This is a genomic window from Citrobacter sp. Cpo148 (assembly GCF_030332375.1).
Lineage (GTDB): Bacteria > Pseudomonadota > Gammaproteobacteria > Enterobacterales > Enterobacteriaceae > Citrobacter > Citrobacter portucalensis.
This window is the reverse complement of the sequence record NZ_JAOWHY010000034.1, coordinates 209,233-227,852: the sequence shown is the minus strand read 5'-3', so window position 1 is coordinate 227,852 and position 18,620 is coordinate 209,233. Positions and strand designations below refer to the sequence as shown.

Sequence of the window (18,620 nt, the reverse complement as noted above, 5' to 3'; positions counted from 1 at the left end):
CCGTAAGACTAAACGGGAGCGATAAAGAAAGCTAAGGTTATTCTCCTAATTTTCGAAACCAACGCGACTCAGTGGAAGACAACCCAGAGACAATGTGAATGAGAAAGCGTATTGTCATACAAAGCGCTATGCTTGTTCCTGATATTGAGTCCCACCACAAGGAGTGGAGAATGTCTTCCATTACAACAGATAATAAAGCTTTTCTGAATGAACTGACCCGTCTGGTAGGTCATTCACACCTGCTCACAGACCCTGCTAAAACCGCCCGCTATCGCAAGGGATTCCGCTCCGGTCATGGCGATGCGCTCGCCGTGGTGTTCCCTGGCTCGCTTTTAGAATTGTGGCGCGTCCTGAACGCTTGTGTCGCCGCAGATAAAATTATCCTGATGCAGGCCGCCAACACTGGGCTGACCGAAGGCTCTACGCCAAGCGGTAATGATTACGACCGCGAGATTGTCATTATCAGCACCCTGCGCCTTGATAAGCTGCACGTCATCGGCAAAGGCGAACAGGTGCTGGCCTATCCCGGCACCACGCTTTATTCACTCGAAAAAGCGCTCAAACCGTTTGGCCGTGAGCCGCATTCGGTGATCGGATCTTCCTGTATCGGAGCTTCAGTGATTGGCGGTATTTGTAACAACTCCGGCGGCTCGCTGGTTCAGCGCGGTCCGGCATACACGGAGATGTCGCTGTTTGCGCGTATTGACGAGCAGGGTAAATTACAGCTGGTTAACCATCTGGGTATCGAACTGGGCCAGACCCCGGAACAGATCCTGAGCAAACTTGATGACGAGCGGATCAAAGATGACGATGTGCGCCATGACGGGCGTCATGCACACGATCACGACTACGTTACCCGCGTCAGAGATATTGAGGCGGACACGCCCGCTCGCTATAACGCCGACCCGGATCGGTTGTTTGAATCATCCGGTTGTGCAGGCAAGCTCGCGGTTTTTGCGGTGCGTCTGGACACCTTCGAAGCCGAAAAAAACCAGCAGGTCTTTTACATCGGTACCAACCAGCCAGAGGTGCTGACGGAGATCCGCCGTCATATTTTGGCAAAATTTGAGCATCTGCCGGTCGCCGGTGAATATATGCACCGCGATATTTATGACATCGCTGAACAATACGGCAAAGATACGTTTCTGATGATCGACAAGCTCGGCACCGACAAAATGCCGTTCTTCTTCACCCTGAAAGGTCGCACCGATGCGATGCTGGAAAAAGTGAAAATTTTCCGTCCACATTTCACCGATCGGGCAATGCAGAAATTTGGCCATTTGTTCCCCAGCCACTTACCCGCGCGCATGAAAAGCTGGCGCGATAAGTACGAACATCACCTGCTGTTAAAAATGGCCGGTGGTGGCGTGGCTGAAGCGCAAAACTGGCTAAGCGAGTTTTTCAAAACCGCTGAAGGCGACTTCTTTGCCTGTACGCCGGAAGAAGGCAGCAAGGCGTTTTTGCATCGCTTTGCGGCGGCTGGCGCGGCGATTCGTTATCAGGCCGTACATGCCGATGAAGTGGAAGATATTCTGGCGCTGGATATCGCGCTGCGCCGTAACGACACCGAATGGTACGAGCATCTGCCTGCAGAGATCGACAGCCAACTGGTGCACAAACTCTATTACGGCCACTTTATGTGCTACGTCTTCCACCAGGATTACATCGTGAAAAAAGGCGTGGATGCGCATGCGCTGAAAGAGCAGATGCTGGAGCTTCTGCACGAGCGCGGAGCACAGTATCCAGCAGAGCATAACGTCGGACATCTGTATAAAGCACCGGAGACATTAACCCGTTTTTACCGCGAGAATGACCCCACCAACAGTATGAATCCGGGGATTGGTAAAACGAGTAAGCAAAAGTTCTGGAAAGAGTCGTAAACCAGAAAAAGATAAGCGCCACCGGACATGTTGCCGGGGGCGCTTCGCTTGCCCGGCCTACCGCTACATTAGCTATGTGTATGCCGGATGAGGTGTCTTATTTAATCGTTCTGTGCAGTTTGCTCGCTCGTCGCTGAACCCGCCGCTGCCATCTGCGCCGCTTTTTGCTTTTTATAGCTCAGCGCCGCTGCCGGAACCGGCATCACCTTGCCCGTTTCGATCCAGGTACGTAAACGGCTGGCATCGGCAAAGTGGGTATATTTACCGAACGCATCCATCACCACCAGCGCCACCGGTTTGTTATTGATCACGGTGCGCATCACCAGACAGTGGCCTGCCGCATTGGTAAACCCGGTTTTGGTTAACTGAATATTCCAGTTATCGCGGTATACCAGATGGTTGGTGTTACGGAATGGCAGCGTATAAGCCGGGTTGGCAAAGGTCGCCATATCTTCACGCGTGGTGCTTAACTGGCCAATCAGCGGATACTGCTTGCTGGCGATCAGCAGCTTGGTTAAATCACGGGCGGTCGAGACGTTATGAATCGATAAGCCGGTTGGTTCCACAAAGCGAGTCTGAGTCATGCCGAGCGCTTTCGCTTTGGCATTCATGGCCTTAATAAACGCGTTATAACCGCCAGGGTAATGATGCGCCAGGCTCGCCGCCGCACGGTTTTCTGATGACATCAGCGCCAGCAGCAGCATGTCTTTACGGCTAATTTCACTGTTCAGTCGCACACGAGAGTAGATGCCTTTCATTTCCGGCGTCTGGCTGATATCAACTTTCAGCTTCTCATCCAACGGCAGTCGTGCATCAAGCACTACCATCGCGGTCATTAATTTGGTAATCGACGCAATCGGACGCACAAGGTCCGGGTGGTTCGAATAGATAACTTTGTTGGTATTCAGATCAACAATCATCGCGCTACCGGACGCTATCTCAGGCTGAGAAGCTGCTGCGGTAGTTGCCGTTTTAGCCACGGCTTGGGGTGCAAAAGGAACGGCCAGCACCAGGGCAAGGCTTAATAATGAAACTCGGAATTTCAGCATGATGAGATTTCTGATAATGGTTCACGTACGTCACAACGCACACCGCCAGAGACTAAGTATTATCTCAAGCTAGCTCAGGCATCATAGCGATCCGGCAGGTTTGCCGCCACAGGAGAATCGTCTCGAAATGCTGCGTTGCTGACTTTTACGTCAACAACGCAGCGCAGACAGGTTTATCCGTCAGAATAACCGATAGCCGTAACCCCACAGGATTACCGTAATCGCCAGCAGAACTTCCAGTACCAGCACACCGATCGCCAGCGTCGAACTGGAAAAGCTCAGGCCTTCCTCTTTAGAGATATTCAGGAACGTCGGAATGCCGAGATAGAGTAAATAACCGGTGTAAAACAACGCAATGGTCCCCACCAATGCGCACAGCCAGACCAGCGGATAAAGTGCGACCAATCCGCTTAAAAACAGCGGCGTCGCGACATACCCTGCAAAGACCATGCAATGCGCCAACGACGGGCGCTGCGGGTAATTACGTGCCATCCACCAGATAACCCGGCCCATGACGGCGACGCCTGCCAGCATCACCCCGTAAAACAGAATCGCCATCGCAAATCCGGTCAACAGAGATAACTTCAGGATATTGCCATCGCCAAAATTCCAGCCGATTTGCGTGGTACCGATAAATGCGCAAACAACCGGGATTGCCGCCATCAGCAGTACATGGTGGGTATAGTGATGCGAAACACTTTCGTTTTCGCTGTTGATCACGTGCATTTCACGATCGGGATGGGAAAACAGCCCCCAGACATGGTTCATACCGCCCCCTTCTTGTCAGCTCCGGACCTCAACACTTCAAGTATAATTCAGCTTTTGATTATTTTATGTACACATGAAAAATACCGAAGCGCCGGGTAAAAAGTGTGTAAGCCGTAGGCTTGATAAGCGAAGCGCCATCAGGCATTAGGGAACTGAACGACGTTAAGCGCTACTATGCGTCTTTTCCGGCATCAAGTATTCATAGGGTGTATGCTATTACCGTGGAGGTCATACAACGTATGGATATAACGCATTATGTTGCGCAGTACGGCTATGCTGCGTTAATCATCGGCAGCCTGGCGGAAGGTGAAACCATTACCCTGTTAGGCGGCGTCGTGGCGCATCAGGGAGTCCTGAAATTCCCGCTGGTGGTACTCTCGGTCGCACTAGGTGGGATGATTGGCGATCAGTTGCTCTATTTACTCGGACGTCGTTTTGGCGGCAAAATTCTGCGTCGTTTCTCGCGCCATCAGGCGAAAATTCATTATGCGCAGAAAATGATCCAACGGCGTCCTTACCTGTTTGTGGTCGGTACGCGCTTTATGTACGGCTTTCGCGTTATTGGTCCCTTACTGATTGGCGCCAGTCACCTGCCGCCGAAGATATTTTTACCGCTGAATATTCTTGGCGCGTTTGTGTGGGCATTGCTATTTACCACCCTCGGCTACGTCGGTGGCGAAGTGATCGCGCCGTGGCTGCACAGCCTCGACCAGCATATCAAGCATGGTATCTGGCTGGTGCTGGTTATCGCGATAGTCGCGGGCGTCCGCTGGTGGATGAAACGTCGAAGCACGCGTAAAGCGCAATGAAGATGGCCCGACAGCGGAACACCGGCGGGCCGATTAAATCAGGATGCGTGATAACCGCCGCCCAGCGCGCTGGTCAACTGGATTGAGGCATCCAGCCATTGGCCTTGCAAAAGCAGACCGTTGCACTGCTCACGTAATGCCGGGATCTTTGCCTCGCTAACCCTGGAGCCCGCAATAATACCCGCATTAAAGCGTGCCTGCGCCAGCCCCACTACGCGCTGAGCGTCATGTTCAATCTGCTGCTGATGCTGATTTTTCTGCGCCAGTGTTTCTACCTGCGATGCCGCACGTGCCACGTCATTCACCGCATCCACCACAGCTTTGTTGTAATTCGCCACCGTCAGATTACTTTGCGCTTTCGTAATATCGAGATTCGCATTCAGTCTGCCACTGTCAAAGATAGGCAGCGTCAACCCGGCGGTTACGCCCATTTGCTGCGCGGAATGGCGGAACAGGTCACTCAGATGTAACGCATCCTGTTGTAAAAATGCCATCAGATTCACATCGGGATAAAACGCCGCTTTCGCCGCATCAATGCTGCTCAGCGATGACTCAATGTACCAGTGAGCCGCCTGCAAATCTGGTCGACGGGCCAGCAGCGAATAACCTAGCTGGGACGGAAGCTGACTTTCAACCACGGGCAGTTTGGTCGAATGGAGCTTCAGGGCAACGGACTGCGAGTTGCTCAACGCGCTTAGGCGCGCCTCAATCACCTTCATTTTACCGCTGACATCATTCAGCTGCTGCTCTGTTTTGCTGGAATCGATATCGGTTTCGACGCCTTCCACCGAAGAAGTGAGGCCGTTTTGATACAGTTGACGATCGACGGTAATCACATTTTGCTGCTCGCTTTCGATTTGCGTCAGCACGGTTTTCAGTGCGGCCTGCGTCTGCCATTCCCAATAAAGACGGGAGACACCGCTCGCCAGTAGCTGCCGGGTTTGCTCGCGCTCAGCCTCACGCGCCTTAACGGCTCCTATACGCGCAGTCACTTCGGCCCGATTCTTACCCCACAGATCCAGATTCCAGCCGGCGGTTAAACCAAAGGTACCGTTGGTGTACCACGGCCCTGTCGTCCCGGCGGCCGGATCGGTAATGGCAAACGGCCCCATCAGCCCTTCGGCTGACATTCTCTGACGCTCAACGTCTGCGGAGAAGTCAATCTCCGGGCCATCCTGCGCTTCCACGGCCTTAGCCTGCGCCTCCGCCAGTTGAATGCGCTGTTCCGCGACCTGCATATCAGGAGAATTTCGTAACGTGCTGTCAATCAACGCATTAAGCTGGGGGTCGTGATATGCCTTCCACCACTGGCTGTCCGGCCAGCCATTTTTTAACGCGGCAGGCAATGTGGTATCGACATTTGCGGCAGGCGTCTGCTGTGACAGAGACTGGCGGTCATCATGCATCGGCGCGCAGCCAGACATCAGAACAAAAAGCGGCAACAATGCCGTCGTGACAAACACAGAATTACTATTCATGGAGATATACAGGTAAGAAAAGATGTGCAGAGATTACGACTTGTCGCTGTTGCTTTTTTAGTTACGCGTGGCAATACATCTTTGGCAATAAAAATATATAATCAGAAAAATATACACCTCGTGAATAATATAGATTAAATAATTTTAATAATTAATGGATGGAGATGTTATGTCACAGAATATCTATGACGATCCTGAGTTCTTTGCCGGATATGCCACGCTGGATCGTTCAGTAAAGGGACTCGACGGCGCGCCAGAATGGCCGACAATACAAGCGATGCTCCCCTCTCTTCAAGGCAAAAACATTCTTGATTTGGGCTGTGGATATGGTTGGTTTTGCCGCTACGCACGCGATAATCAGGCAGCCAGCGTAATGGGACTGGATATTTCACAAAAAATGTTAACCCAGGCACACAGTATGACGCAGGGTAATGGCATCGTTTATCAGCGTGAAGATCTCGAAACGCTAACCCTGTCCCCAAATTCTTTTGACCTGGTTTATAGCTCGCTTGCCCTGCACTATTTGCACGATATAGAACGATTATTCGTAACCATTTACCAGTCATTAACACCAGGCGGTATGTTAGTTTTCTCTGCCGAGCATCCAATTTATACCGCACCGCTTAGTCAGGGTTGGATAAAAGATAAAACTGGGCAGCTGTCCTGGCCGGTTAATCATTATCAGCAGGAAGGTGAGCGCATCAGTAACTGGTTTGCTGAAGGCGTCAAAAAACAGCACCGTAAGCTGGCGACCTGGATTAATGCGCTGATTGCCGCCGGATTCGAGATCGTCTGTGTCGATGAATGGGGACCGTCCGCGCAACAGATTGCTGAAAACCCGGCTTTAGATGAAGAAAAAGAGCGGCCGATGGTGTTTCTGCTCAGCGCACGTAAACCTGCATAACAACGCCTCCAGGCAGAATGATTGATACTTTCCTATACTCAATCTGAACTTACCAAAAAAAGGAAAGTTAATGAAAATTCTGCTGTGGGTAATTCTGATTATTTTTCTGATTGGGCTATTGGTGGTAACAGGCGTGTTTAAGATGATTTTCTGATGTCGTCATTTCGCCCAGGCCTGATAGCAGAAATCTCAGGCTATTCTTCTCTCTGATGCCGGATGGCGGCGTAAACGCCTTATCCGGCCTACTGGAACTGAGAGCAGGCAGTAATCTCGATAGCCTGAATCGCACGTGCGATATCCGGCGAATTATTTAACGCACGAATTTCCTGAAACAGTTCTGTTGCCTCTGAATATTCTTTGCGCAAATACCCTAACCACTGCTTAATCCGCGCTACATGATACAGCCCGGTGTCCCCCTGCTTTTCAAGGCGGGTATATTTTTGCAACAGCGTCACGACTTCAGGCCACGGCATACGCGGCTCGTTGTATTTCACCACGCGGCTCAGGTTCGGAATATTTAATGCGCCACGTCCGATCATCACCGCATCGCATCCGCTGATGGCCATACAATCCTGGGCGCTCTGCCAGTCCCAGATTTCGCCATTCGCAATAACCGGAATGGACAGCCGCTGACGGATCTCGCCAATCGCCTGCCAGTTGATATGTTCCGCCTTGTAGCCCTGCTCTTTGGTTCGGCCATGCACCGCCAGCTCGCTGGCACCAGCCTGCTGGACGGCATCGGCAATTTCAAACTGCCGGTCGCTGTTGTCCCAGCCCAGACGAACTTTCACCGTCACCGGAAGATGAGCCGGGACCGCCTCGCGCATAGCTTTTGCGCCCCGGTAGATAAGCTCAGGATCTTTCAATAATGTTGCGCCACCGCCGCTACCGTTCACCAGCTTCGATGGACAGCCACAGTTTAGATCGACACCGTACGAGCCCAGTTCTACCGCTCGTGCGGCATTCTCCGCCAGCCACTGCGGATACTGTCCTAACAGCTGAATGCGAACCAACGTGCCGGATGGCGTCCGGCTGTTGTTATGCAGTTCCGGGCAAAGTCGATGAAATACTTTTGCCGGCAGGAGCTGATCCACCACGCGCACAAACTCGGTAATGCACAGATCGTAATCATTCACTTCAGTCAGCAGCTCGCGCACCAGTGAGTCGAGCACGCCTTCCATCGGCGCCAGTAAAACACGCATATCGTCATCCGCAAAAAAAGAGGCGCTATGGTAGCGCCTCCGTTCGGGAGATTAAAGAGGCTCAGCGCGGCAACAGGCAGTTATCTTCTTTCCAACCGTACAGCCATTCCATACCGCGATAAAACTCCACCTGCGATTTGTCTTTCCACAGCAGATTACGTACCTGACGCTCGACGCCTGCGGCGTGGTAGACACGGCCCATTTCACGCGTTGACCAGACGATGCGTGCGGTACGCGGAATACGCACCGACTCATACAGCGCAAAGGCATCAGCCGCATCGCCATCACACTGCTGTAGCGCTTTACCGAGCGTTACAGCGTCTTCCAACGCCATACAGGCACCCTGCGCCATATATTGCGCCACCGGGTGCGCGGCATCCCCCACCAGCGTGATGCGGTCGGTTCCCCATTTTTCTACCGGCTCGCGGTCGGCGGTGGACCAGCGCCGCCATGACGTCGGTTTATCAAGCATCTGGCGCGGGCGCGGATGGATACCCTCAAAATAGGAGAGCACTTCCTCTTTGCTGCCATCTTTCACGCCCCACTCTTCCTGCTGACGACTGTGGAAGGTCACCACCAGGTTATATTGCTTACCGCCGCGCAGCGGATAGTGCACCAAGTGACAGTGTGGTCCGGCCCACAGCACCGGTGCGTTAATGCGTAAATCTTCCGGCATATCATCGCAATCAATCACGGCGCGATAGACCACGTGTCCGGTAACCCGTGGCGCATCGCCAATCAGAGACTGACGAACGACCGATTTTACACCGTCACAGCCCACCAAAATATCCGCCGTCCAGCTGTTGCCGTGCTCATCAAATACCGTGACGTCATTCTCTGTCTGGCGAATATCAACCACGTTAGTTGAAGTGCGATACTCAACGTTAGGATGCACCAGCGCCGCTTCCCAAACGCTGGCGTGAATATCAACCCGATGGATAACCGCATAAGGACCGCCAAAGTGATCGCGGAACGCCTGGCCGGTTTCAATGCGGACCACCTCTTTTGCGTTTACCGCATCCATCATCGTAATGTGGTCGGTGAAAACGGCGCGCTGACGGGCGACTTCCCCCACGCCAAGGCTGTCCAGAGCAGAGAATGCATTCGGCCCGAGCTGAATACCCGCGCCAATTTCACCAATCTCGTGCGCTTTCTCCAGCAACATCACTTTAATGCCCTGACGAGCCAGCGATAGCGCGGTCGCCGCGCCGCCAATCCCACCACCCACGATAATTGCGCGTGTCACTTTAGCCATTGTCGTTCTCCTTATCAGGCTGGAATTTTATCTTGTTGATTCTCGGGCGCGGCGGCGATAAACGCCGGAAGTTGAGTACAGGCATCATATACCGCCTTACAGCGCGGATATCCGCTCAGATCGCAACCCATACGTAACGCGTTCGCCCACTGTGGGATCAGACAGCAATCCGCCAGCGTCGGCGCATCACCCACGCAGAACTTCCCCGAATGACTTTGGCGCAGCATCTGTTCCACCGCGCTTAACCCTTGCTGGATCCAGTGTGCATACCAGCGTTTTTTATCTTCTTCACTGACCTTTAACTCTTCGCTCAGGTAGCGCAGTACCCGCATGTTATTCACCGGGTGGATATCACAGGCGATGGCATAGACAATTTCCAGCACCTTACTGCGCACCGGGAAGTCGGCAGGCAGCAGCGGCGTTTGCGGAAAGTGGCCATCCAGCCAGTCAATTATTGCCAGCGACTGCCCAAGTGATTCTCCGTCATCGGTCACCAGAGTCGGCACCAGTCCCACCGGGTTCATCCGTCGGTAGGCCAGTTCGTTCTGCTGACCGATGCGAATGTTGACGCCCACCGTCTGGTAATCCAGCCCCTTCAGCGCCAGCGCAATGCGCACCCGATATGACGCCGAGCTATTAAAGAAACTGTACAGCTTCATCATCCACCTCAGATAATCTTCACGGCGATGGGGGTTAAACCGTCTACGTTTCCGGTGATCACATCCCCTTTCACTACCGCCCCCACGCCTTCTGGGGTACCGGTGTAGATCAGATCGCCCGGCTGCAGTTCGAAGAAACCAGACAGATAGCTGATGGTTTCATTCACAGACCAGATGAGGTGGCGAATATCGCTACGCTGATGATCGTCGCCGTTGACCTGCAACCAGATTGGCGCATTGTTAACATTCACACTTTCGCTGGCTTTATGCAGCGGCGCGATGGGTGCGGAGAGATCAAACGCTTTGCCAATTTCCCACGGACGCCCCATCTGCCGCATCTCCATCTGCCGATCACGGCGAGTCATATCCAGACCGGTGGCATAGCCCCAGATATATTCGTGCGCTTTTTCCAGCGGAATATCACTGCCCTTTTTGCCAATCGCCACCACCAGCTCTATCTCATAGTGATAGTTATCGGTTTGCGATGGGTACGGCAGTTCGAGGATCTGACCAGCCGCCACCGGGACTACTGCATCGGCAGGTTTACAGAAAAAGAACGGTGGTTCGCGATCCGGATCAAAACCCATTTCACGGGCATGAGCGGCATAGTTACGGCCCACGCAGTAAACACGGCGCACAGGAAATTGTTCCTCACAGCCAACAACCGGAACGGTAACAGGCGCTTGTGGTTCAAATACGTATTGCGTCATTTTCTCTCTCCCAAATTAATAGCGTGCTTCGCGGAACAACCCCAGTGCTTCCTGAACCGGTCTGTCCGAAAAACTGAATAAGACGGTATCTTCGCGGGTCTGGAACGACACGCCGTGCCAGGTCGGCACCACAAAGATATCTTTTGGCGAAAAGTTGAAGGTCTCATTGCCGATGGTGACCTGCCCACTTCCTTCCACCACGTGGTAGATAGTGCTGTCAGTGGTACGCGCCATTCGTGAGGAAAAGCCCTGCGGCAACAGTTGCAGGAAGGTCCCCATCGAAGGCATGGGATAACCGCCGGTTACCGGGTTGACGTAACGCATCTTGTAACCGTCCCACTCATCGGCGTCGCCCATGCGGGTCAGGTCATGCAGTGCTTCACGGCTGCGATCGTAGCGATAGTTAAAAATGGGCGATGAGTTACCCTTCTGATGACGCAGCGGCAGCATATTGGCCGCGTAGCGCGGCAAGTAATCCCCTTCCTTGCGCGTGACCGGCTGCTGATCTTCCGGGTAGTCTTCCGCAAAGCCGCAGCCCAGCAGGTTCACCAACGGCAGATCCAAACCGTCCAGCCACACCACCGGTTCGCTGCCCGGGTTGCCGTGATCGTGCCAGCGCCACTGCGGCGTCAGAATAAAATCGCCTTCATGCATTTGGGTGCGCTCACCGTCCACGGCGGTAAATGCCCCTTTCCCTTCGACAATAAAACGCAGCGCAGACTGATTATGACGATGACTCGGCGCAACCTCGCCCGGCATAATTAACTGCAATCCCGCGTACAGCGTTGGGGTGATTGAAGACTGTCCACGCAGCATTGGGTTTTCCAGCACCAGCACGCGGCGAATCGCCTCTTTCGCGCCAATCAGATCGCCACTTTCCAGCAGCAGCGGGCGGATCTCCTGATAGTTCCAGTACGCAGGCGCGCAATGTGCGTTCGGTGTTGGCGGCACCAGGCGGTGCAGCGACTCCCACAGCGGGGTCAGATTCTGCCCGGAAATATGCTGGTAAAACTGCTGACGGCTGTTCTTAACGTCCTGATTCAGTTCAGACATAGGGATTCTCCTTATTCATTCACAACACCTGCGCGTGGCAGAGTATTTGAGGCAGAGGCCGACTGGCGGATAACAACCGTCAGCAGCGTAAGCATTACCGCGCTGATGGCCGCCGGGACGGCAATAATGAAAAACAGGTTATCGAATGAGAAATTCATCGCCATCATCACCCCGCCGGAAAGCGAGCCGACAATCGCGCCGCAGCGCCCCACTGCATTAGACCAGCTGACGCCCGTCGCCCGACTTTGTGTCGGATAAAGCGTGGCGGTTAACGCATTAAGACCAACCTGAGAACCGCTGATGCCGATGCCGGTGCCAAAAATAGCCAGTGCCATCAGCCACAGACCGTTTTCGCTCAGGCCAATCATGACGATGCACACTGCGCCCAGCGCATAACTCACGGCCAGCACGCGGAAAGGATTGTATTTGTCCATCAGCACGCCCAGCGCCAGTGCCCCCAGCGTTCCTCCAATCTGGAAGGCGGCAGTTACCCAGGAGGCATGCTGCAGATCAATTCCACGATGGTTAAGCAGCGTTGGCATCCAGCTGGAGAGCAGATAAATAATCAGCAGGCTCATAAAGAACACTACCCATAGCATCAGAGTAATAGGCAGCTGTCGCCCAACGAACAGCTGGCGAATGCTGCCTTTAGCTATCGCGGCACCTTCGTTGAGATAAAAATGGGTATTGTCATAACATTCCCGGGTGATGGCGCTAACGGTTCTGGCAATCACGTTTTGCGGCAGTTGACGACGAACCTGCCAGCGCGGGGATTCCGGTAGCGCAAACAGCAGAGCAACAAACAGCATTAGCGGCAGAACGCCTCCCAGCACCAGAATGCCGTGCCAACCAATCACCGGCACCAGCTGTGCGCTGACGATACCGCCCATTGCCGATCCCAGAGTAAAGCCACAGAACATCATGGTGACCAGTGCGCCACGCCGACGCGCGGGCAGGTATTCCGAAGTCATAGTAATGGTATTCGGCATTGCCCCGCCCAGCCCTAAGCCGGTAAGAAAGCGCAAAATAACCAGCGTTTGCAGATCGGGTGAAAAAGCCGAAATTAGACTTAGCGCGCCGAACAGCGCCACGCAGAGTTCTATCACCCGTTTGCGGCCAAAACGGTCGGACAGTGGGCCACAGAGCAGCGCGCCAGCGGTCAGCCCCAGCAGACCTGCACCAAAAAGCGGTGCCAGATCGCCGGCAGTAAGCTGCCAGTGAGTGCGAATATCGGGTGCGATAAAACCAATCGCCGCGGTATCAAATCCGTCGAGCATGACAACCAGAAAACAGCAGATGATAACGCGCCACTGGGTCTTACCGACGGGGGCGGAATCGATCAGTGCTTGTAGATCACGTTGTTGAGTCATAGTGAATGCCTCAGTGCAGGTAGAGTAGATGTCTGTTTTGTTTTAGGTATGTTGCGACTTTGTATGTTTGGAGATGAAATGTACAATGGCTTTTCATGCAGAGGCATAACCTGGAGGTTATAGCAAATGGCGAACTGGGCGCAGAAATTGAAGTTGCAACACCTGCAAACGCTTATCGCGCTGGGCGAACAGGGAAATCTGACGCACGTCGCCCGGATGATGAATATCACCCAGCCCGCGTTGTCGAAATGGTTATCACAGCTCGAAGATGAGATTGGCATCACGCTCTTTGAACGTCACAGTAAAGGCTTGCGCCCTTCCGAAGGCGGCAAGTTGCTACTGCAACATGCCCAACGCCTGATCAATGATATGGAGCGTTCGCAGTATGAAATCGCCCGTTTTAAGCAAGGCGGACTTGTAGGGAGTCTGAAGATTGGCTGCTCGCCGGTAGCGACCGACTGTGTTTCACAGGCAATACTGGGTTTGCTCACAGAACTGCCAACCTTGCATCTAAATATTGAAGAGAAAGTGATGACCCCGCTGCTGCACGATCTGCTCGCGGGTTCGGTGGATGTCGTCGTCGGTCGGGTCGGCGGTCGGGCGCTTCAGTTGCCGCTCAATTATCAAGTGCTGTATACCGAGCCGGTCTGTTTCGTCGCCCGACCCGATCATCCCTTGGCAAAATATCCCCTGCTCACCTGGCACGATCTGGATAACTGGCGCTGGATTGTCTGGCCGACAGGAACCCCTATCCGGATAAGCATTGATAACGCGCTGGTTGATAACGGCGTAATGTTGCCGGAAAACATCATTGAATCGGCATCAATCAACGTCAGTACCAACCTGCTGCAAAGTAGCGACATGATATCTATTCTTTCTCTACGGCTGGCACAACGGTATGCCGCCCAGGGACAACTGGTTATCCTGAATCTGCCGAAGATTGAACAAAAAGGCAGCGTCGGCGTATTCTGGCGCAACAACGAAACGCCTACTACCGCCCTGAATCGTTTTCTGTTCTACCTGGCACAAGTTTAGCGCGGAGAGTTAGGGCCATCGCCCGATGTTCCAGATATCTATTTCCTCTATGCTTAGAATTCATGATGTGATCGGTAGCACGTTTTTAAGTTTAATTGTATGATGAATCAGTCTCGTCAAGGGTTTCAACTATGAGCAAAGCACTGAACGTTATCTGGCAATATTTGCGCGCATTCGTCCTGATTTATGCCTGCCTCTATGCAGGTATTTTTCTTGCATCGCTACTCCCCATCACCATTCCGGGAAGCATTATCGGCATGCTGATCCTATTTGTCTTACTGGCTTTGCAGGTGTTACCGGCAAAATGGGTTAACCCCGGCTGCTACGTGCTGATTCGCTATATGGCCCTGTTGTTTGTCCCGATTGGCGTGGGGATCATGCAGTACTTTGACCTGCTGCGCGCGCAATTTGGTCCGGTGGTGGTGTCTTGTACCATCAGTACGCTGGTCGTTTTCCTGGTGGTGAGCTGGAGCTCGCACATTGTGCACGGTGAGCGCAAAATCGTTGGGCAAAAAGAGGCTAAAGCAAAAAAATGATGTCGTATATCTGGTGGTCGTTACCTCTTACGCTGGCGGTATTTTTTGGCGCACGTAAGCTGGCAGCTCGCTTTAAAATGCCTTTGCTGAATCCGCTGCTTGTTGCCATGGTGGTGATCATTCCCATTCTGCTGCTGACCGGTATTCCCTACGATCACTATTTCAAAGGCAGCGAAGTGCTGAACGATTTGCTGCAGCCTGCCGTGGTCGCGCTGGCCTATCCGTTATACGAACAGTTGCACCAGATTCGCGCCCGCTGGAAATCAATCATTGCTATCTGTTTTGCCGGGAGCGTTGTGGCGATGGTTACAGGTACAACAATCGCCTTGTTGATGGGCGCATCGCCGCAAATTGCCGCGTCTATCATGCCAAAATCGGTCACCACGCCTATCGCTATGGCCGTGGGAGGCAGTATTGGCGGCATTCCGGCGATCAGCGCCGTATGCGTCATTTTTGTCGGTATTCTCGGGGCGGTATTTGGTCATACGTTACTCAATGCCATGCGTATTCGCACTAAGGCCGCTCGTGGGCTGGCAATGGGCACCGCGTCGCACGCCCTGGGCACCGCACGCTGTGCGGAACTGGACTATCAGGAAGGTGCGTTTAGCTCACTGGCGCTGGTCATTTGCGGCATTATTACCTCGCTGGTAGCCCCGTTCCTGTTCCCGATTATTCTGGCAGTGGTGGGTTAATCTTCATTTTTTAGCTATTTATTTGCGATGCGTTGCACATTTTTCATTTAAGTTTCATAAGTTGCATACACAATGAGATTTGGATCACATATAAAGCCATAACAGGCCCGTAAACTACGATTCCATTACATTGTTATGAGGCATCGCCATGCATCCACGTTTTCAAACTGCTTTTGCCCAACTCGCGGATAACTTGCAATCAGCCCTGGCCCCTGTTCTGGCGGATGTGCATTTCCCCGCCATGCTGACTGCTGAGCAGGTCTCTTTGCTGAAACGCGAATCGGGACTGGACGAAGACGCGCTGGCATTCGCTCTGCTGCCGCTGGCTGCGGCCTGCGCACGTACTCCGCTGTCCAACTTCAACGTTGGGGCAATTTCTCGCGGCATCAGCGGCAACTGGTACTTCGGTGGGAACATGGAGTTCCTGGGCGCGACCATGCAGCAAACTGTTCATGCCGAGCAAAGCGCTATCAGCCACGCTTGGCTGCGCGGTGAAAAAGGGCTCGCCGCCATCACCGTCAACTACACGCCGTGCGGCCACTGTCGCCAGTTTATGAACGAACTGAACAGCGGACTGGATTTACGGATTCATCTGCCGGGACGTGCGCCACACATGCTACGTGATTACCTGCCAGATGCCTTCGGCCCGAAAGATCTGGAGATTAAAACGCTGCTGATGGACGAGCAGGATCACGGCTTCGCGCTGCAGGGCGATGCGTTGACCCAAGCGGCAATCACCGCTGCTAACAGATGTCATATGCCGTACAGCAAATCCCCAAGCGGCGTGGCGCTGGAGTGTAAAGATGGCCGTATTTTTAGCGGCAGCTATGCTGAAAATGCCGCCTTTAACCCGACCCTGCCTCCGCTGCAAGGCGCGTTAAACCTGTTGAATCTGAACGGTTATGATTATCCAGATATCCAACGCGCCGTGCTGGCTGAAAAAGCCGACGCGCCGTTGATTCAGTGGGATGCGACCTCCGCCACGCTGAAAGCACTGGGCTGCAATAATATTGAGCGCGTTCTCCTGGGTTAATCGACTCAATAACGCCAGTTCGTAGGCCGGATAAGGTGTTTACACCGCCATCCGGCACTATGCAGAATGCCTAAAATCCCCTCAATCAGACTGCTGTTTCTTGCGCTACGTCTTCCGGTACAGTAGCCTGATTGAAATTCCATCCAAATAACGAGTTTTCTGCATGTTAAAGCGCGTGTTTTACAGCCTGTTAGTCCTGTTAGGCTTGCTGCTTTTGACTGTGCTTGGACTCGATCGCTGGATGAGCTGGAAGACGGCTCCCTACATTTACGACGAACTGCAGGATTTGCCCTACCGCCAGGTCGGTGTGGTTCTGGGCACGGCGAAGTATTACCGCACCGGCGTCATCAATCAGTATTACCGCTACCGCATTCAGGGCGCATTGAACGCCTATAACAGCGGGAAGGTAAACTATCTGCTGTTAAGCGGCGACAATGCCCAGCAAAGCTACAACGAACCCATGACGATGCGTAAGGATCTGATTGCCGCAGGCGTTGATCCCGCTGACATCGTGCTTGATTACGCCGGGTTCCGCACGCTCGACTCCATCGTGCGTACGCGTAAAGTATTCGATACCAACGATTTCATCATTATTACTCAACGATTCCACTGTGAGCGCGCCTTGTTTATTGCGCTGCATATGGGTATTCAGGCTCAGTGCTATGCGGTGCCTTCGCCAAAAGATATGCTCACCGTGCGGGTACGTGAATTTGGTGCCCGTTTTGGCGCACTCGCCGATCTCTACATTTTCAAACGTGAGCCTCGTTTTTTAGGTCCACTGGTGCCCATCCCTACCATGCATCAGGTACCGGACGATGCGCAGGGGTATCCGGCGGTCACGCCTGAACAATTACTCGAATTACAAAAGAAACAAGGAAAATAAGCATGGAAGGAAAAACGATCTTTATCGTTATTGGCGTACTGATGATTGTTCTCTGGACGTGCAGAGAAGGCCTGAAGGGACTACGTTCCGGTATCGTCGAGAAAACAGTGAAAGGTTCGCAGACGCCAATGATCATTTCTCGCGCTAAAGAGCCCAGCACTTACTGGAGCTATATCATCGTTTATTTCGGTATGGCCATTGGTGCATTGTTCACTGGTATCTGGTTACTCTTTATCAAATAAAAAAACCGATGCAGAACGCCTCTGCACCGGTTTTATTTTTCTCTTCCCAGATTACTTCTTACGCGCGTACTTCAGTGAGTCCAGCGCGACCGCGAAGATAATAATGCCGCCCTTGATAATATACTGCCAGTATGGGTTCACGCCGATGTAGGTCAAACCGTAGTTGATGACGGTGAAGATAATCACACCGGTCACTACGCCAAAAACGGTACCTACCCCGCCGCTGAACGACACGCCGCCAACCACGCACGCCGCAATCGCATCCAGCTCATACATAAAGCCGAGGTTGTTGGTCGCTGAGCCGATACGCCCTGCTTCCAGCAAACCACCGAAGGCATAGAACACGCCAGACAACGCATAGATAATCAGCAGGTTCAGCGCAACGTTTACACCGGACACTTTCGCAGCTTCCGGGTTTCCGCCGATGGCGAAAATGTTTTTACCGAAGCGGGTCTTGTTCCACAGCACCCACACAAAGGCCACCGCAATCAGCGCATAGAATGTGATGTAGGAGAGTCGGAAACTGCCCAGTGCAATAAAGCCCTGCGCAAAGGTTGAGAATCCACTGTCAAAGCCAGAAATTGGCGATGCGCCGACGAAGTCGTAGTACAGGGAGTTGATCCCGTAAACGATAATCATCGTACCCAGTGTGGTAATAAACGGCGTTACGTTCAGATAAGCAATGATAATACCGTTCACCAGACCGATAATGGCGCCAATCACGCAGACAATCAGCACCACTACAATGATCGGCATCGTCGCCATTTCCGGGAACACCTTGTTGGCATTCTCCATCGACTGCAACAGAGTTGCCGCCACCACTGCCGCCAGGCCAACCTGACGCCCCGCCGACAGGTCGGTCCCTTGGGTAACAATCAGTCCAGCCACACCCAATGCGATAATAATACGCACCGAGGATTGCGTGAGAATATTACTCAGGTTCAGTAAGCTTAAGAAAGTGGGATCCTGGAAAATAATAATCGCCAGCAAAACCAAAAGAACAACGTAAATTCCGCCTTCTTTCAGGTAAGTAAGAAAACTTTTCTTATTTAACGCACTCAT

20 protein-coding genes are annotated in these 18,620 nt (G+C 52.9%); 10 read left to right on the top strand and 10 right to left on the bottom strand.

Features of this window, described 5'->3' with window-relative positions; genetic code table 11:
* Nucleotides 1-170: 170 nt before the first annotated feature.
* Entirely contained in the window at nucleotides 171-1,880 is a 1,710-nt protein-coding gene (gene dld / locus OGY10_RS02905) for a D-lactate dehydrogenase (protein ID WP_079934531.1), read from the top strand.
* Between the two features lie 101 nt (nucleotides 1,881-1,981).
* On the opposite strand, the gene pbpG is transcribed toward dld, so the two are convergent.
* Both pbpG and OGY10_RS02895 read right to left on the bottom strand, forming a co-directional pair.
* Entirely contained in the window at nucleotides 1,982-2,929 is a 948-nt protein-coding gene (pbpG, locus tag OGY10_RS02900) for a D-alanyl-D-alanine endopeptidase (RefSeq protein WP_048234922.1), read from the bottom strand.
* A gap of 180 nt (nucleotides 2,930-3,109) precedes the next feature.
* The gene (locus OGY10_RS02895) at nucleotides 3,110-3,697 is read right to left on the bottom strand and encodes a Yip1 family protein (protein WP_003834475.1); all 588 of its coding nucleotides are present in this window, start codon (nucleotides 3,695-3,697) and stop codon (nucleotides 3,110-3,112) included.
* A gap of 239 nt (nucleotides 3,698-3,936) precedes the next feature.
* Between OGY10_RS02895 and OGY10_RS02890 the strand changes: the two genes are divergently transcribed.
* A complete protein-coding gene (locus OGY10_RS02890) occupies nucleotides 3,937-4,506 on the top strand; it encodes a DedA family protein (protein ID WP_126317691.1) in 570 nt (189 codons plus the stop codon).
* A 38-nt stretch (nucleotides 4,507-4,544) separates the two neighbouring features.
* Here the strand turns inward: OGY10_RS02890 and mdtQ are convergent, their stop codons facing one another.
* Nucleotides 4,545-5,984, bottom strand: a complete 1,440-nt coding sequence (mdtQ, locus tag OGY10_RS02885) for a multidrug resistance outer membrane protein MdtQ (protein WP_286576193.1) — start codon at nucleotides 5,982-5,984, stop codon at nucleotides 4,545-4,547.
* 169 nt (nucleotides 5,985-6,153) lie between these two features.
* On the opposite strand from mdtQ, the gene OGY10_RS02880 reads away from it, so the two are divergent.
* Both OGY10_RS02880 and yohP read left to right on the top strand, forming a co-directional pair.
* Nucleotides 6,154-6,888: a class I SAM-dependent methyltransferase gene (locus OGY10_RS02880; protein WP_125362676.1), complete on the top strand. Its 735-nt coding sequence runs from the start codon at nucleotides 6,154-6,156 to the stop codon at nucleotides 6,886-6,888.
* A 70-nt stretch (nucleotides 6,889-6,958) separates the two neighbouring features.
* The gene (yohP, locus tag OGY10_RS23760; protein WP_015572324.1) at nucleotides 6,959-7,042 is read left to right on the top strand and encodes a small membrane protein YohP; all 84 of its coding nucleotides are present in this window, start codon (nucleotides 6,959-6,961) and stop codon (nucleotides 7,040-7,042) included.
* An 88-nt stretch (nucleotides 7,043-7,130) separates the two neighbouring features.
* Here the strand turns inward: yohP and dusC are convergent, their stop codons facing one another.
* The 6 genes from dusC to mhbT form a co-directional block, all read right to left on the bottom strand.
* On the bottom strand, nucleotides 7,131-8,090 hold the full coding sequence (dusC, locus tag OGY10_RS02875; RefSeq protein ID WP_100272124.1) for a tRNA dihydrouridine(16) synthase DusC: 960 nt from the start codon (nucleotides 8,088-8,090) through the stop codon (nucleotides 7,131-7,133).
* A gap of 61 nt (nucleotides 8,091-8,151) precedes the next feature.
* Nucleotides 8,152-9,345: a 3-hydroxybenzoate 6-monooxygenase gene (locus OGY10_RS02870; RefSeq protein WP_191227006.1), complete on the bottom strand. Its 1,194-nt coding sequence runs from the start codon at nucleotides 9,343-9,345 to the stop codon at nucleotides 8,152-8,154.
* A 14-nt stretch (nucleotides 9,346-9,359) separates the two neighbouring features.
* Nucleotides 9,360-10,004 carry a maleylacetoacetate isomerase gene (gene maiA / locus OGY10_RS02865; RefSeq protein WP_003834489.1) on the bottom strand — a complete coding sequence of 215 codons (645 nt, stop codon included), beginning with the start codon at nucleotides 10,002-10,004 and terminating at the stop codon, nucleotides 9,360-9,362.
* A gap of 8 nt (nucleotides 10,005-10,012) precedes the next feature.
* Nucleotides 10,013-10,714, bottom strand: coding sequence for a fumarylacetoacetate hydrolase family protein (locus OGY10_RS02860; protein WP_191227005.1), 702 nt, complete (start codon nucleotides 10,712-10,714; stop codon nucleotides 10,013-10,015).
* A gap of 15 nt (nucleotides 10,715-10,729) precedes the next feature.
* Nucleotides 10,730-11,767: a gentisate 1,2-dioxygenase gene (gene gtdA / locus OGY10_RS02855; RefSeq protein WP_048215915.1), complete on the bottom strand. Its 1,038-nt coding sequence runs from the start codon at nucleotides 11,765-11,767 to the stop codon at nucleotides 10,730-10,732.
* 11 nt (nucleotides 11,768-11,778) lie between these two features.
* Nucleotides 11,779-13,137, bottom strand: coding sequence for a 3-hydroxybenzoate transporter MhbT (mhbT, locus tag OGY10_RS02850; RefSeq protein WP_071444685.1), 1,359 nt, complete (start codon nucleotides 13,135-13,137; stop codon nucleotides 11,779-11,781).
* 126 nt (nucleotides 13,138-13,263) lie between these two features.
* Here mhbT and OGY10_RS02845 point away from each other — a divergent pair, with 126 nt between their 5' ends.
* The 6 genes from OGY10_RS02845 to OGY10_RS02820 all read left to right on the top strand — a co-directional run bounded on the left by OGY10_RS02845 (nucleotide 13,264) and on the right by OGY10_RS02820 (nucleotide 17,558).
* Nucleotides 13,264-14,172 carry a LysR substrate-binding domain-containing protein gene (locus OGY10_RS02845; RefSeq protein WP_191227004.1) on the top strand — a complete coding sequence of 303 codons (909 nt, stop codon included), beginning with the start codon at nucleotides 13,264-13,266 and terminating at the stop codon, nucleotides 14,170-14,172.
* 131 nt (nucleotides 14,173-14,303) lie between these two features.
* A complete protein-coding gene (locus OGY10_RS02840; RefSeq protein WP_003834497.1) occupies nucleotides 14,304-14,708 on the top strand; it encodes a CidA/LrgA family protein in 405 nt (134 codons plus the stop codon).
* Nucleotides 14,705-15,400: a CidB/LrgB family autolysis modulator gene (locus OGY10_RS02835; protein WP_003027380.1), complete on the top strand. Its 696-nt coding sequence runs from the start codon at nucleotides 14,705-14,707 to the stop codon at nucleotides 15,398-15,400. Before OGY10_RS02840 ends, OGY10_RS02835 begins: the two co-directional genes overlap by 4 nt.
* Nucleotides 15,401-15,548: 148 nt before the next feature.
* Nucleotides 15,549-16,433 carry a cytidine deaminase gene (gene cdd, locus OGY10_RS02830; RefSeq protein ID WP_191227003.1) on the top strand — a complete coding sequence of 295 codons (885 nt, stop codon included), beginning with the start codon at nucleotides 15,549-15,551 and terminating at the stop codon, nucleotides 16,431-16,433.
* Nucleotides 16,434-16,596: 163 nt separating this feature from the next.
* The gene (gene sanA / locus OGY10_RS02825) at nucleotides 16,597-17,316 is read left to right on the top strand and encodes an outer membrane permeability protein SanA (RefSeq protein WP_003027383.1); all 720 of its coding nucleotides are present in this window, start codon (nucleotides 16,597-16,599) and stop codon (nucleotides 17,314-17,316) included.
* A gap of 2 nt (nucleotides 17,317-17,318) precedes the next feature.
* Nucleotides 17,319-17,558 (top strand): DUF2542 family protein, encoded by a 240-nt coding sequence (locus OGY10_RS02820; protein ID WP_003834502.1) that lies wholly within the window; start codon nucleotides 17,319-17,321, stop codon nucleotides 17,556-17,558.
* 51 nt (nucleotides 17,559-17,609) lie between these two features.
* Here OGY10_RS02820 and mglC read toward each other — a convergent pair whose 3' ends face one another.
* Nucleotides 17,610-18,620 (bottom strand): galactose/methyl galactoside ABC transporter permease MglC, encoded by a 1,011-nt coding sequence (gene mglC, locus OGY10_RS02815; protein WP_003027393.1) that lies wholly within the window; start codon nucleotides 18,618-18,620, stop codon nucleotides 17,610-17,612.